This window comes from Sphingomonas sp. PvP055 (assembly GCF_040546365.1).
GTDB classification, from domain to species: Bacteria; Pseudomonadota; Alphaproteobacteria; order Sphingomonadales; family Sphingomonadaceae; genus Sphingomonas; species Sphingomonas echinoides_A.
Genome location: NZ_JBEPNS010000001.1, coordinates 3735510 through 3750000 on the forward strand (window position 1 = coordinate 3735510; position 14491 = coordinate 3750000).

Here is a 14491-nt window from a genome sequence, read left to right on the forward strand (position 1 = left end):
TGACGTGAACCGCTCCTTGTCTGTCGGAGGCTCCAACTCCTGACAAGGTGAAGCTTCGGTCGTCCACAGGCCACTAGCCGCTTTCCGAAAGCACACGACCGTTCCCCTTACCGCCCCCGCCCATCGCTCGCCGGCAACCAGCGCAAGGCGGTCCGCTTAGATCCCAACCGAGTAGAGCGCGTGGTGCGCGAGGATGAACAGCGTCCGCTTGTCCGGGCCGCCGATCAGCACCTGGAGCGGCCGCTCGGGAACGTCGATGCGCCGCACTTCACGGCCGTTCTTGTCATAGACCCATACCTGCCCGTTCGCGACATAGAGGTTGCCCGTGGAATCGCGTGCCACGCTCTCGCCGCCGCGCGGTGCCACGACGCGCAGGTCGCTAAGCGCACCGCTTGCCGCCACCTGGCCGCTGTAGGTCAGGTTCTCCGAGCCGTTGGTCAGGGTGACACGCTCGCCCGCGCGCGCGGTTACCAGCCCGTAGCTGTCGAGCGTATCGGACCAACGCCAGCCCTGGTGATCGTCCGGCCCCTGGTTCCACACCCGGAACGCGGGGATCGCGACCGAGCCGTCGGGCGAGACATAGGCCTGCCGCTTCGGTTCGCCCATCTTGCTGGTGAAGAAGCTGGAGAGCGGCGGATATTCGTACGTCTTCTGGTCGATGCGATCCGCGAACTCGCCGTTCGCCCAGACGTTGACCGGGAGCGCGACCGCGCTGCCAGCGCGGGGCGCGGTGGCGGCGATGGTACGGACGTCGTCGGGCGCCTTGGGGTCGATGCTGTAGACCGTGCCATCGCGCCCGGCGCTCGACAGCACGAGCAAGCGGCCTGAACGGTCAACCGTCAGGTTCACCGGGTCGAGCGTCGCCTGGCTGACGGTGGTAAGTCCCTCCGACGACGACCAACCGTGGATGCGCTGATGGAACCGGTCGATGAAGTAGAGCTTGCCTTGCGCATCGATCGCGCCGCCCGCGATCGAGTAAAAGCCATCGGCCAGCTTCGTGACACCAGGCGTCACCGGAACCCCCGCGACCGTCGCCGGGCGCGCGCTGGCGGCGGGCACGTCCAGCTTCGCGAACTCGCGCTCGCGAACCTCCTGACCGGACGTCAGGTCCGTAATGGCGTTTTCGAACGGATATTTGCTCGCGCGAACATAGGTGCCGCACCCTTCGGTGTCGCAATGCGCATAGGCGCTCTCGGCGTTTACATGGACATTGCGGAAGCGGATGTCGCCCGAATTCACCAGCCGCACGGCGGTGTCCATCGGCTTGGCGGTGCGGGTGACGCGATAGCCGTGATAATTGGCGAACAGGATGTTGCGGCTGTTGTGGAACTCGGTCGAGACCGCATACACGCCGTCGCGCACTTCCTGCTCGGTCTGCGGCGCCAGGAACTCCCAATTCTCAACGTTGCGCAGCACGATTTCGTTCTTGAAATGATGCTCCGCCGACAGCTCGTAGACGTGCCCCGGAGTCTTGGTGTCGGTCACGGAGAAGCCGGTGGAAGCCAGCCCGTTCGGGGTCCAGATCGCGGCGAAGGTGCCGCCGCCGCCGTCGGTGACCGAGATGCTGGCCTGCTGCCCGTCCCAGCGCGCCTCGGGATCGATCCCGCCGCCATGCGCTTTGCCATTGGTGTAGACGACCGGCCCGTGGATTCGCACGTCGTTGATCATCGACCGCTCGCCGGCGCGCCAGATGATGTTGGAGGCGCGCGGGTTCACGCCCCCGGCATAGAGCCCCAGGCCGTAGACGATGGCGTTGCCGCCCTTCGCACTCTCGACCATCGCCTTGGCCCCGCCGACACCGGCGAAGGCCGGGGTGTTATCCGGCAGATAAAGCTGGGTCTGGTTCGGATGCAGCGAAATCAGCACGCTGTCCGGCCGGAGTTTCAGCGTGTCGGTAATACGGTATCGGCCGGTCGGCAGGTAAACGACGCGGTGCGCATTGACCGCGCGCTGGAGCGCGGCGGTGTCATCGGTCTGGTCGTCGCCCTTCGCACCGAGCGTGCGGGCATTCGCCCACTCGCTGACCGGCGGCAGCAGCGGGAGCGCCGGCGCCTGCGGCGGTGGGGTCGCGCCAAGCGGAGTCATGGTGATGTCGGTCGCCACCTTGCCCATTTCTCCGATGCGAGCCACTTTCAGCCCATGCGAGAAGTCGCTGACGCGCCACCCGGCACCCTTGCCGGGAATCGTCCGCCCGCTCTCGCGGAATTGTGCAAACACCGGCGTGTTCACGCCCACCGCATTGTCGAAGCCGATCTGAGTGAAGGCGCTTTGTTCGCTGGAAATGACAACGCCTGCCCGGCTGACGTTCTCGAACCGGACGTTCTTGCCCCATAGCGAATCCGAATAGCCGCGGTCGATCTCGATCCCGACCGGCGCGTCGCGCATCGTGACGTTGACCAGCGTCAAATCGACTTCATGCTCGCGGATCGCGGCGTCACGCTGGCCGGAGAACTCGGAATCGATCAGCGTGAATTGCCACGCGGGGGACGTCTTCTCGGTCACAATGCCGTAGCGACCGCCGAAGAAGCGCAGATTGTCCGCCTCGTTTCCCGCCTGATAGATCCCGGCGAAGCCCGAACCGAGGCGGAAGTCGACATGCCGCAGGAAACCGTGCTGCGCGACCCGAAAGCGCACCGCAACCGCGCCCGCATTCCCATCGCCGATCTCGAAATCGACGTTCGCCAGCGCCGAATAGAAGGTGGTGGAAGTCGCGTCGAAGGTCGTGTCGCTGAAGGGCACGCTGGTGGGTGGCGGCACCGGCGGCTTGCCCGCGCGATACTGGTCCTCGCCCGTAAAGCTCAGCATCGCACCGATGCCCTTGGCGTAGCCAGGCGTGTTGTTCCCGAGAAGGAGCACCGGGCGAGTCGGTCCGACGCCGAACATCCGCACCCCGGAGCGCAGGAACACGGTGCGCGAAATCCGGTAGCGGCCCGAGGGGAGGAAGACGACGCCGCCACCCCCGCGCTGCCGGTCTGCCGCGACGGCATCGATCGCCTGCTGGATGGCGGCGGTATCGTCCGCGCGCCCGTCGCCGATACCCTTTACCGTCACGGCGCGGGGATCGTCGGGTGCGGTCAGGAAGACCGAGGTCGATTGTGCCAAGGCAGGGACGGGCGCAAGAACGAGCGCGATCAACAGCAGGCCGGACGCCTTCATGGGAGTGCTCCGTAATATGAGGGGCGGTGCGACCGCTGGAGAGAAAATCAGGCGCCGTGGAGCATCAACGATTCCGCCGCGATCGCCACCTGTGTGCGATTGTGCACGTTCAGCTTTCGCATCAACGCCGTCATGTGCGCCTTCACCGTCGCTTCGGCGATGCCGAGGTCATAGGCGATCTGTTTGTTGGCCTGTCCGGAACGGACGCCGCGCAGGACCTTGACCTGCTTCGGCGTCAGCTGCACCGACATAGCATCGTCACACGCCGGCGACGGCGCTGCGGCGAGCGCTACCATTGCCCCCTGACTGGTTCCCATCATACCATCCTCCCTCGTCTCTCAAAACCTGACGTGCCGTCGTATGTGCCGACAGGGGTGTCCGTCATGCTCCGGTTGATCCGGAATCGGTTGGACAGATTTTAGTATGTTCGACTACGACAGGCATGTTCAAGCCCTTTTTTCCGTGTATTCTCGAAATCTGTTGGACAACTTGGGCCATGAGAGCGCCCGAGTGTGCCAGGGGGGAGGATAGTGGTGTCAAAGCTGAATATCTGTCGGCGCGCCTCGTGACCGGCGGCAGTGATCTGCAGCTTGTGGCGGCGGCGATTGCCGGTATCGCGCTTGCAATCGTACTGATCGTGCGCGGACGCTTGCACCCCTTCATCGGGCTGCTGTGTGGCGCCTTCGCCGTCGGGTTGTTCGCCGGGATGCCGCTCGCCGACACGGCGAAGGCGGTGCAAAAGGGTGTCGGCGACATCGTCGGCGGCACCGGCCTGGTCGTCGCGCTCGGCCTGTCGCTTGGTGCGATGCTGCACCTGTCGGGCGCGGCGGTCGCGCTGGCGAGCAGCGCGCTGCGCATCACGGGTCCGCGCGCCGCACCTTGGGCGACGCTCGGCATTGCGATCGTCATCGGCTTGCCGCTTTTCTTCGAAACCGGACTGGTGTTGCTGCTCCCGATCGTAGTCGCCGCCGCCAAGGAAATGGCCAGCGGCAGCACGTCCGCCGAGCGAGACGCTGCAAAGCTGCGCCTCATCATGCCCGCGCTCGCCGGTCTGGGAGTCGTGCACGCGCTCGTCCCGCCGCACCCCGGCCCGCTGCTCGCGGTCGAGGCGCTGGGTGCGAACCTCGGTCTCACCATGCTGTACGGCGTGATGATCGCGATTCCGATCGCGGTGCTCGCCGGCCCCGTGCTGGCCCGCGTCGTAGCACCCGGCATCCGTCTGACGGAGCCGGTGCTGAGCGAACCGGTGACGGATCTGGTCGCCCCGTCGCATAGCCGCGCGCTGTTCATCGTCCTGCTGCCGATCGTGCTGATCGCCTCGGGCGAGTTGGGCAAGCTGATCCCAGGGCTGGAAGGCTCGGTTATCCTCGCCGCGATGGCAAACCCGGTGCTCGCCCTGCTGATCACCAACCTGCTCGCGCTGCCCCTGCTGTTCGGGCGGCGGATGAGCGAGGCCGCGATTCAGGAATCGATCTGGCACGAGACGATGGGCGCGGCGGGCGCGATCCTGCTGGCGATCGGCGCAGGCGGTGCGCTGAAGCAGGTGCTGGTGAGCGCAGGCCTCTCCGATCTGCTCGCGCGCGTCGTCATGATGTACTCGATCTCGCCCTTGCTGCTCGGCTGGCTTGTCGCGGTCGGCATCCGGCTTGCCGCCGGCTCGGCAACGGTCGCCACGATTACGGCGGTCGGGGTGATGCCCGGCGTCGTTGCGGCGTCGGGCGCCTCCCCCGAGCTGGTCGTGCTGGCGATCGGTGCGGGATCGGTGTTCTTCAGCCACGTCAACGATCCGGGGTTCTGGCTGGTAAAGGGCTATATGGGTACCAGCACCGCCGATACGTTCCGCACCTGGTCGCTGCTCGAGACGGTCATCTCGGTCGCCGGTCTCGCCATGGTCGCGGGGCTCAGTTACATCATATGACCGGTTCCGCTGTCGATGCGACGATAGAGGACACGCGCGCGTGAAGGCGGAAAGGCTCGCGGATCGCGCCTATACGGCGATCGTCGGAATCATCACCGACGCGGATCTTTCCCCCGGCGACCGGCTGCCGTCGGAGGCGCGGCTGGCGGAAACGTTCGGCATGTCGCGCACCATCGTTCGCGAAGCACTGGTGCGGCTCGCCGCCGATGGCATCACGGAGGCGCGCCGTGGCGCCGGCTCCTATGTCACGCGCTGCCCGTCCGAACGGCTCGGTGCCTATATGCCACTCGACGGGCTGGCGGCGACGCTCGGCACCTACGAAGTGCGGTTCGTGGTCGAAGCGGAGGGCGCGCGGCTGGCGGCGCTGCGCCGCTCGAGCGATGACCTTGCGTTGATCGAAGGGCGCATGGCGGCGCTACGCCGGGCGCTGCTGTCGAGCGCACCCGCGCATGATGAGGATTTCCTGCTCCATCGCGCGATTCTGGAGGCAACGGGCAATGACGCCTTCGTCGCGATCCTCGATCAGTTGCAGGACAAGGTCATGCGCATCCTGCGCGCCGGCGTGGACATTTCCCGCACGCGTCCGCCGCACGTGATCGAGGCGATGACCGATGAACACGCTGCGATCGTCGACGCGATCAGGACGCAGGACGGTGACGGTGCCGCGCTGGCGATGCGGTGGCACCTGTGGCAGGGCCGCAAGCGGCTGATGCCCTAGGCAACGATCTCGCTCCGCACCCGGTGCAGCACCGCATTGCGCAGTTTCTCTACCGACCAGGACCCAGGCAGGATCAGCGCGCGCTCGTCCGGTCCGGGCCGTTCGAGCGCGTCGAACTGGCTGTCGAGCAGGCTGGCAGGCATATAATGGCGCGTGCGGCTGGCGAGCCGCGCGGCGATTTCGTCGCGCCCGCCGTCGAGCAGCACGAACAGCAGCGGCACACCCGCGGCATGCTCCAGCCGATCCCGGTAGCTGCGCTTCAGCGCCGAGCAGGCCGCGACCGCCTGCCCCTCGTCGCGCACCGCCGCGCCGATCGCCGCGCCGAGTCGATCCAGCCACGGCCAGCGGTCCGAATCGTTGAGCGGATGACCCGCCCGCATCTTCGCGACGTTGGCCGCGCCGTGGAAGTCGTCTCCCTCGAACGCAGCGCAGGCCAGGTGAGCCGCGAGATCCTGCATCAGGGTTGATTTGCCACAGCCGCTCACCCCCATGACGATGATGGCGCAACGCGGCAGGGCAGCGGTGATCGACAGCGGTGGCACGGTCTTCTTCCTGGCTTTCGCCCTAATCGCAGGGCTCGGCCCTCGTTCCGTCGCGGTAGTGCCCGCTGCCGCGCGCGGTGACCATCGCGACCTTTGTCGCAGTCGCACGCGCAACGCACCATGCCTAGAAGGTTGCTACGCGCGATGAACGGGGACGATTGATGGACATTTTGGCGAGTACGATCCGGCGTGGGGTTCTGGTCTCCGTCCTGCTCCTCGGCACCCCCGCCACGGCGCAGCCTGTCCGCGCGGTATCGGCGTTCGAGACGGCGCCGAACGATCCGCGGGCGATCACGGTCAAGGCCATCGGAGACGGCCGCGTCGACGACAGCGCCGCGATCCAGCAGGCGCTCGACGCTGCGGCGGCGAAGCCGGGGGGCGGAATCGTCTTCCTCCCCGCGGGACGGCACCGCATCACGCGCACCCTCTACATCTGGCCGGGCGTGCGGATGTTCGGGGCCGGGCGGACGCGGCCCGTGCTGCTGCTGGCGCCGAAGACACCCGGCTTTCAACAGGGCGTCGGCAGCATGGTGTTCTTCGCCGGCAACAACCCGCGCGGCACCACGCTCGACAATTGGGGCAACCCGATCAAGAACGCGAAGGTCGTTCCGGTCCCGCCCCCCACCAGCGTGCCGTTCGATGCCAGCATCGCCGACGCCAATTCGGGGACCTTCTACTCCGCCCTCTCCAATGTCGACTTCGAGATCGGTGCGGGAAATCCGGCCGCGACCGCCGTGCGCCAGCACACCGCGCAGCACACCTACCTCGCCCACATCGACTTTCGCCTCGGCGCCGCGCTCGCCGGCATCTACCAGGTCGGCAACATCGGCATGGACTTGCGCTTCTTCGGCGGCCGCTACGGGATTCTCGCGGAGAAGACCTCCCCCGCCTGGCAATACACCCTGCTCGACGCGACCTTCGACGGACAGCGCGATGCCGCGATCCGCGAGCATGAGGCGGGGCTTACCCTGGTCAACACCGTGATCCGTAACACGCCGGTCGGGATCGACATCGATCGCGGGTACGGCGACTCGCTGTGGGGCAGCGACGTGCGGTTCGAGAATGTCTCGCAGGCAGGCGTCGTCATCAGCAACGAAAACTCCGTTCTCACGCAGATCGGCTTCGCCAACGCGCTGGCCAGCAACACGCCCGTGTTCGCCCGCTTCCGCGATAGCGGACGCACGGTCGACGGACGGGGCAAATCGTACCGCGTGGCGGAGTTCACCTACGGTCTCACGCTCGCCGGGCTCAACCAGCCGGGCACGTACCAGACACGCATGACCGCGGCGGCGATCGCCAAGCTGCCGAAGCGACGCGATCCGGCGATCCGCGCACTACCGCCCGTGTCCGCCTGGGTCGACGTGCGCACGCTGGGGGTGAAGGGCGACAACAGCACCGACGACACCGCCGCGATCCAGCGGGCGATCGACCGGAACCGAGTGCTCTACTTCCCCGCCGGTTTCTACCGCGTCACCAACACGCTCAAGCTACGGCCCGACAGCGTGCTGATCGGGCTGCATCCCGGCATGACGCAGATCGGCCTTCCCGACGACCTGCCCGATTATCGCGGCGTCGGTTCGCCCAAGGCGATAATCGAGAGCGCAAAGGGCGGCGACGCGATCGTCAGCGGCTTCGGACTGTCCACCGGCGGCATCAATCCGCGCGCGACCGCCCTGCTGTGGCGTGCGGGCGAACGCTCGCTGGTCGATGACGTGAAGTTTCAGGGCGGGCACGGCACCACGCTTGCCGACGGCAGCCGCTTCGACCCGTACAACGCCAACCACACCGCCGACGCCGATGTCAGGAAGCGCTGGGACGGCCAGTTCGCCAGCCTGTGGGTCACCGACGGCGGCGGCGGCACGTTCAACGGGCTGTGGACGCCCAACACCTACGCCAATGCCGGACTCTACGTCTCCGACACCAGCACGCCCGGCTATGTCTACGAAATGTCGGCCGAGCATCACGTCCGCGCGGAGATCGTGCTGGACCGCGTCCGCAACTGGCAGTTCTTCGCACCGCAGACAGAGGAGGAGGCGGGCGAAAGCCGCAACGCGATCGCGCTGGAGGTGCGTAATGCGCGCAACATCCTGTTCGCCAATTTCCACGGCTACCGCGTCACGCGCTCGATCCAGCCCGCACCGGCGGCGGTAAAGCTTTACGGTTCGACCGACATTCGCTTTCGCAACGTCCACGTGAATGCCGAGAGCGGCTTTTCGACCTGCGACGCGGCGGGCTGCGGCACCTATCTGCGCGCAAGCAAGTTCCCCTATGCCAATGCGATCACCGACGTGACGCGCGGCGGCGACGTACGCGAGCGGGAGTTCGCGGTGCTCGACATCACCGATGCGACGACCGCGACCCCGGCGACGCCATCGATCGCACCCGTCAGCCAGTTGGCCGACGGCTTCTACTCGATCGGCGGCGGCGCGGTGGATGCGGGCGGCAAGCTCTACTTCATCGACCGGCAAAATCAGCGCATCCATCGCTGGAGCGACAGCGGACGGCTGTCGGTGGTTGCCGATGCGCCGCTCGATGCGGTGAACCTGGCGGTGGACGCGTCGGGCACGCTGATGGTGCTCTCGTCCGACGGACCGGAAGGCACGGTCTATGCGATCGATCCCGACAAACCGAACGCGGTACGCCCGATCGTGCCGACCGCGGTGCGCGACCGGTCGCAGGCCCGCGTAGCGCTGCCCGGCAGCTTCTGGAACAACGGCGAGTTCCGCGACCAATATGATCCGAAGCGCGACCACTTCACGACGCTGGCGGAAATGTTCGCGCGCGACGTGGCGGTACCCAAGCCGCGCGAATATGTCTCCCCGGATGGAAGCCTCGTCCTGCCCGCCTATCGTGTTTGGCAGCAGGGCCCGGTCAACCAGCTCGGCTGGCGTTTCTCCGACACGCTCGACACCTATGGCTGGGTGACCGGTCGCGTCGGCGATCGCATCCATCTCGCCAACGCGTCGGAGAACCGCACCTATACCGGGCTGCTCGGGCAAGGCGGATCGGTGCGCGACCTCAAGCCCTTTGCGCAACGCGGCGGAGAAAGCGTGGCGACCGGTGCCGACGGCCGCGTCTATGTCGCGAACGGTAACGTGTTCGTGTACGACGCCGCTGGTCGCGAGATCGGCCGGATCGACGTGCCCGACCGACCGCTCCAACTGCTGTTCGGCGGCGAGGACAAGCGGACGCTGTACATCCTCACGCATCATGCCCTGTACGCCGCACGCCCCTGATACGACCTGCCCGCGATGGCCGCGACTAAGGTCGTAGATGTCGGCCCCGCGGCTATCCGCTACAGCCAATTCAACAGTGCGGGCCCGTGCAGGCGACGTACCGATCAGCATAAATCTTGGGGGATGGATGATGTACCGCTTTTCGTCTGATCGCTGCCGCCTCGGCACCGCGTCAAGCCTGTTTGCCCTGGCCTTCGGGCTGGTCGCGTCGCCGGCATTCGCGCAGACACCACCGAATGTCGCGACCGCCGCCCCGCAGGAGGCACCCGGCCCGCTCCCTGCCGCGCCCGTTCAGTCGCAGGCGGCGGACACGTCCGACATCACGGTCACCGGCAGCCGCATCATCGCCAACGGGTTCAACGCGCCGACGCCCACCACCGTCATCGGTGCGGAGCAGATCGCCAACAACGCGCAGCCGAACATCTTCAACACCATCCAGCAGTTGCCGTCGCTCCAGGGCTCGACCGGTGCGTCGACCGGGACCTTCAGCACCTCCAGCGGCACGCAAGGGCTCAGCTCCTTCTCGCTGCGCGGGCTCCAGCCGATCCGCACGCTGACGCTGCTCGACGGCCAGCGCGTCGTCGGCGCAAACGTGACCGGCGTGCCCGATATCAGCATGTTCCCGCAACTTCTCGTGAAGCGCGTCGACATCGTCAACGGCGGCGCATCGGCGTCCTACGGCTCGGACGCGGTCGGCGGCGTGGTCAACTTCATCACCGATACCCGCTTCAAGGGCTTCAAGGGCAACGTCCTTGGCAGCATCACCAACTATGGAGACGACGAGACCGCGCTCGTCCAGGCAGCCTATGGTACGTCGCTGTTCGGCGATCGCCTGCACCTCATCGTCAGTGGCGAATACGACCATGAAGGCGGCGTCGGCCCGGGCAATTACGGCACCGACCTCGCGGGCAGCCGCGATTGGCACCGCGCCTCGACATTGCTCAATTCCGGGATCACCAGCGGCCCTGGACCGCAATTTACCTACGCCGATTTCGCGCAGCCGTATCAGTATGCGAAGTACGGCCTGATCAACAACGGTCCGCTCCAGGGCATTGCATTCGATCCGAACGGTACGCCGGTCAATTTCAACTACGGGTCAGGCGGCAGACCGCTCGGCAACGGGCGCGTATCCAACTGCTATCCCGGCAACGCCTTCTGCGTCGGCGGCGACTTGTCCGGCGCGCCGGGTTCGAGCGCGTCGCTGAAATCCAAACTCGAGCGGATCAACGGCTATGGTCGGCTCGGGTACGAATTCGCCCCGAACAGCGAGATTTACGCCACCGTCAACATCGCGCAGGTCCGGACGAGCAACCAGCCGAGCCCGGGATACAACCGTCCCAACCTGACGGTCCAATGCGCCAACCCGTTCCTGCCGCAGGCCATCCGCGATCGGTGCTCCACCGCAGGGATCACGTCCTTCAACCTCGGCACGAGCAACGGCCAGCTTCCGAACCAGCTCGTCCAGACCGATCGCGACCAGTACCGCTTCGTCATCGGCGCCAAGGGGGCCTTCGACCTGGGCGGATCCAACTGGAACTATGACGCTTACTATCAGCATGGCACGACCAAGGTCGCCATCGACGTCGATCGTATCGTGCTGCAGCCGCGCTACGTCGCCGCGACCAATGCGGTGCTGCTGAATGGCGCCGTCGTCTGCGCCGATCCGGCCGCGCGTGCGCTCGGTTGCCAGCCGATCAACATCTTCGGCAACTTCGCCCCGAGCGAAGCGGCGCTGAACTACATCATGCCCCAGGCCGGCCCGCTGCAGCGCACGACGCTGAAGCAGGACGTGGCGAGCCTCAACTTCTCCGGACAGCCGTTCGACCTGTGGGCGGGTCCCCTGTCGGTGGCATTCGGCGGGGAGTACCGGCGCGAATTCTACAAGGTGCGCGGCGACGCGTACGGCGCTGGCGTAACCGACATCAGCCCGAACAGCGCGCTATACCCCGCAGATCCGCTGCTGAACTCGGCGCAGGGCAGCAATTGGGCCGCGGGCAATTACAAGAACGGCACCGGCGAATACCACGTCTATGAAGGCTTCCTCGAGCTCAATCTGCCGCTGTGGAACAGCGACGGCTTCGGTCGCGCCAACCTGAACGGTGCGGCGCGCGTGACCGACTACAGCACGTCGGGTACGATCTGGGCCTGGAAGGTCGGCGGCACCTGGAGCACACCGGTCGATGGCCTCACGCTGCGGGCGGTCACGTCGCGCGACGTCCGCGCACCGAACCTGTCGGAGCTGTTCGCCGCACCGACCGTGACCACGCTGCCGAGCTTCAACGATCCGTTCCGCAACGTCGCGGTGCAGGTCTTCCAGAATACGGTCGGCAACCCGAACCTCCGGCCAGAAACCGCGCGCGATACCGAACTCGGCATCGTCTATTCGCGCCCGTCGTGGCTGCCCGGGCTCAGCCTGTCGGTGGACTATTATCAGATCAAGCTCAGCGGCGTCGTCTCCACGCTTTCGCCCGATCAGATCGTCCGCTTCTGCTTCGAGGGGAACCAGGCGTTCTGCGGCGGCTTCCAACTGGACGGCGCGCAAGGCACCAACTTCGTCAACGTCCAGCCGTTCAACCTGGCATCGTGGAAGACGAGCGGCTTCAACCTGGAGGCGAGCTACCAGTGGAAGGCGCCGCTCGGGCTGCCGGGCACCTTCACGGTGCGCGCGCTTGGCACGCATGTCCGCGAATTCATCGTCGACGCCGGGATCGCCGGTGTCGCAAAGCGCGATGATGCCGGTGCCAACACTGGCGCCATCCCCAACTGGAAGTGGCTGGCGACGCAAACCTATGACAGCGGCCGCTTTACCCTGCTCGCACAAGAGCGTTGGTTCTCGGACGGCGTGTTCAACAACAACTACGTGGTCTGCCAGACGGATTGCCCGGTCTCGACGGGCAATTTCAATACCGTCAACACCAACCGGATGAAGGGCGAGTTCTACCTCGATCTTGGCGCGTCGTTCAACATTACCGACAAGATCAGCCTGTACGGCAAGGTCGACAATGTGTTCGACAACGATCCGACTCCGTCGCCGCAGACCAACACCGGTCTCGACGTCAATCCGGCGCTCTACGAGACGCTCGGCCGGATCTACCGCGCCGGCGTCCGCTTCAACTTCTGACGCCCCCCTGCTGGGGAGCATTCGGGCAGGTTCGGCCCTCCGCCGACCTGCCCGTCCCGCTTTCTGCGCGGCACGACCTGCATGCCACGCCCTTCCACTGGCCGATCGAAGGCAACGCCGCGCAGGACGCGGCTGCTATTGCCAGGATGCCCCACTGATCATCGCAACCGTGGCAGCGCCAAGTTCGCGCCGGAAGACCTGCCCACCGCCGAGCCGCACGTCGTGCATTCGGGCAAGCTCAACCGCGTATCATCCCGCGAGGGCCTCGGAGCCGTTCGAGGACGGTCGATGGAGATAGGCAAGGAGGTCGGTCGCATCGTTCGGTTCGAAGTTCAGGCTGCGGAGCCGCTCTGTGCTGCAAATATGATGTCCTACAGCCCGGTGTTGGTTATAGGATGAGCATTCGTATTGCGGAGTCTGGAGTGTGTTTGCTCGAGCGCTTCCAGCAATCGATGCTGCGTCGTTCGACGCGCCCGAAAATGCGGTTTTCGGGCGACGAAGTGACACCGATCGGCAGCAAACGGCCTGAGACTGGCGGCGATTTCACCACGAACGGACGCATTTCGACAGCAAACGCAAAAAGGCCCCGGACGCGGATGCGTTCGAGGCTGTGTGTTGTGTTTGGTTGCGGGGACAGGATTTGAACCTGTGACCTTCAGGTTATGAGCCTGACGAGCTACCGGGCTGCTCCACCCCGCGACGGTTCCGCTTAGGGAACGAGGGTAGATGACATGTGAATGGGTTCTTTAGATACGAGACGAACTTGCTGCTCACCGGCTTCAAATGCCTGGCGACGACCTACTCTTCCATCACTTAAGTGATAGTACCATGGGCGCAGTCAGGTTTCACGGCCGAGTTCGGGATGGGATCGGGTGGGGCACTGACGCTATAGCCACCAAGCAATGGAGCCGGTGAACAGCGGAGGGTTCGTATCTTAAAATCGGTGCACGCTTTACGTAGGTCTGAAGATGGTAGTTGTTAATCAGGCGTTGCATTTGATCATCCGCCATACAGCGACATCTGGTTTCCCAGGATTGTCATTGATGGTGGGACTCTCAAGCGCGAATAGAGCAATTAGTATCGGTTAGCTCCATGGATTACTCCACTTCTACATCCGATCTATCAACGTCATGGTCTCTGACGGCTCTATGAAATCTTATCTCGAGGGAGGCTTCCCGCTTAGATGCTTTCAGCGGTTATCCCGTCCATACATAGCTACCCTGCTGCGCTCTTGGCAGAACGACAGGTACACCAGAGGTATGTTCAACCCGGTCCTCTCGTACTAGGGTCAACTCCTCTCAAATTTCGACGCCCACGGCAGATAGGGACCAAACTGTCTCGCGACGTTCTGAACCCAGCTCACGTACCACTTTAATTGGCGAACAGCCAAACCCTTGGGACCTGCTCCAGCCCCAGGATGTGATGAGCCGACATCGAGGTGCCAAACAACCCCGTCGATATGAGCTCTTGGGGGTTATCAGCCTGTTATCCCCGGCGTACCTTTTATCCGTTGAGCGATGGCCCTTCCACGAGGGACCACCGGATCACTATGACCGACTTTCGTCTCTGCTCGACTTGTCAGTCTCGCAGTCAGGCGGGCTTATGCCATTGCACTCTAACAGACGGTTTCCAACCGTCCTGAGCCCACCATTGCGCGCCTCCGTTACTCTTTAGGAGGCGACCGCCCCAGTCAAACTACCCGCCACAGAGGGTCCCTGATCCAGTTTCATGGATCGAGGTTAGACATCAGAAACAAACAGGGTGGTATTTCACCTATGGCTCCACGTCAGCTGGCGCCAA

Annotated in this window: 7 protein-coding genes, 1 tRNA gene and 2 rRNA genes (1 of these 10 running past the window's edge); 4 read left to right on the forward strand and 6 right to left on the reverse strand. The window is 65.1% G+C overall.

Annotated elements, in window-relative coordinates; all coding sequences use genetic code 11:
• Positions 1 to 156: 156 nt before the first annotated feature.
• The gene (locus ABIC16_RS17495; protein WP_354292049.1) at positions 157 to 3156 is read right to left on the reverse strand and encodes a glycosyl hydrolase family 28-related protein; all 3000 of its coding nucleotides are present in this window, start codon (positions 3154 to 3156) and stop codon (positions 157 to 159) included.
• A gap of 47 nt (positions 3157 to 3203) precedes the next feature.
• On the reverse strand, positions 3204 to 3452 hold the full coding sequence (locus ABIC16_RS17500) for a helix-turn-helix domain-containing protein (protein WP_277967971.1): 249 nt from the start codon (positions 3450 to 3452) through the stop codon (positions 3204 to 3206).
• A gap of 269 nt (positions 3453 to 3721) precedes the next feature.
• On the opposite strand from ABIC16_RS17500, the gene ABIC16_RS17505 reads away from it, so the two are divergent.
• Both ABIC16_RS17505 and ABIC16_RS17510 read left to right on the forward strand, forming a co-directional pair.
• Positions 3722 to 5074, forward strand: a complete 1353-nt coding sequence (locus tag ABIC16_RS17505; protein WP_354292050.1) for a GntP family permease — start codon at positions 3722 to 3724, stop codon at positions 5072 to 5074.
• Positions 5075 to 5114: 40 nt separating this feature from the next.
• The gene (locus tag ABIC16_RS17510; protein ID WP_354292051.1) at positions 5115 to 5792 is read left to right on the forward strand and encodes a FadR/GntR family transcriptional regulator; all 678 of its coding nucleotides are present in this window, start codon (positions 5115 to 5117) and stop codon (positions 5790 to 5792) included.
• Here the strand turns inward: ABIC16_RS17510 and ABIC16_RS17515 are convergent.
• Positions 5789 to 6334: a gluconokinase gene (locus ABIC16_RS17515; RefSeq protein ID WP_502958327.1), complete on the reverse strand. Its 546-nt coding sequence runs from the start codon at positions 6332 to 6334 to the stop codon at positions 5789 to 5791. The genes ABIC16_RS17510 and ABIC16_RS17515 overlap by 4 nt on opposite strands.
• A 161-nt stretch (positions 6335 to 6495) precedes the next feature.
• Between ABIC16_RS17515 and ABIC16_RS17520 the strand changes: the two genes are divergently transcribed.
• Both ABIC16_RS17520 and ABIC16_RS17525 read left to right on the forward strand, forming a co-directional pair.
• Positions 6496 to 9570 carry a glycosyl hydrolase family 28-related protein gene (locus ABIC16_RS17520; RefSeq protein WP_354292052.1) on the forward strand — a complete coding sequence of 1025 codons (3075 nt, stop codon included), beginning with the start codon at positions 6496 to 6498 and terminating at the stop codon, positions 9568 to 9570.
• Between the two features lie 130 nt (positions 9571 to 9700).
• On the forward strand, positions 9701 to 12691 hold the full coding sequence (locus tag ABIC16_RS17525; protein WP_502958361.1) for a TonB-dependent receptor plug domain-containing protein: 2991 nt from the start codon (positions 9701 to 9703) through the stop codon (positions 12689 to 12691).
• Between the two features lie 622 nt (positions 12692 to 13313).
• Here the strand turns inward: ABIC16_RS17525 and ABIC16_RS17530 are convergent.
• The 3 genes from ABIC16_RS17530 to ABIC16_RS17540 form a co-directional block, all read right to left on the reverse strand.
• Positions 13314 to 13390, reverse strand: a tRNA-Met gene (locus ABIC16_RS17530).
• Positions 13391 to 13476: 86 nt separating this feature from the next.
• A 5S ribosomal RNA gene (gene rrf, locus ABIC16_RS17535) occupies positions 13477 to 13591 on the reverse strand.
• Positions 13592 to 13745: 154 nt separating this feature from the next.
• Positions 13746 to 14491, reverse strand: a 23S ribosomal RNA gene (locus ABIC16_RS17540) (it continues 2054 nt past the right edge of the window).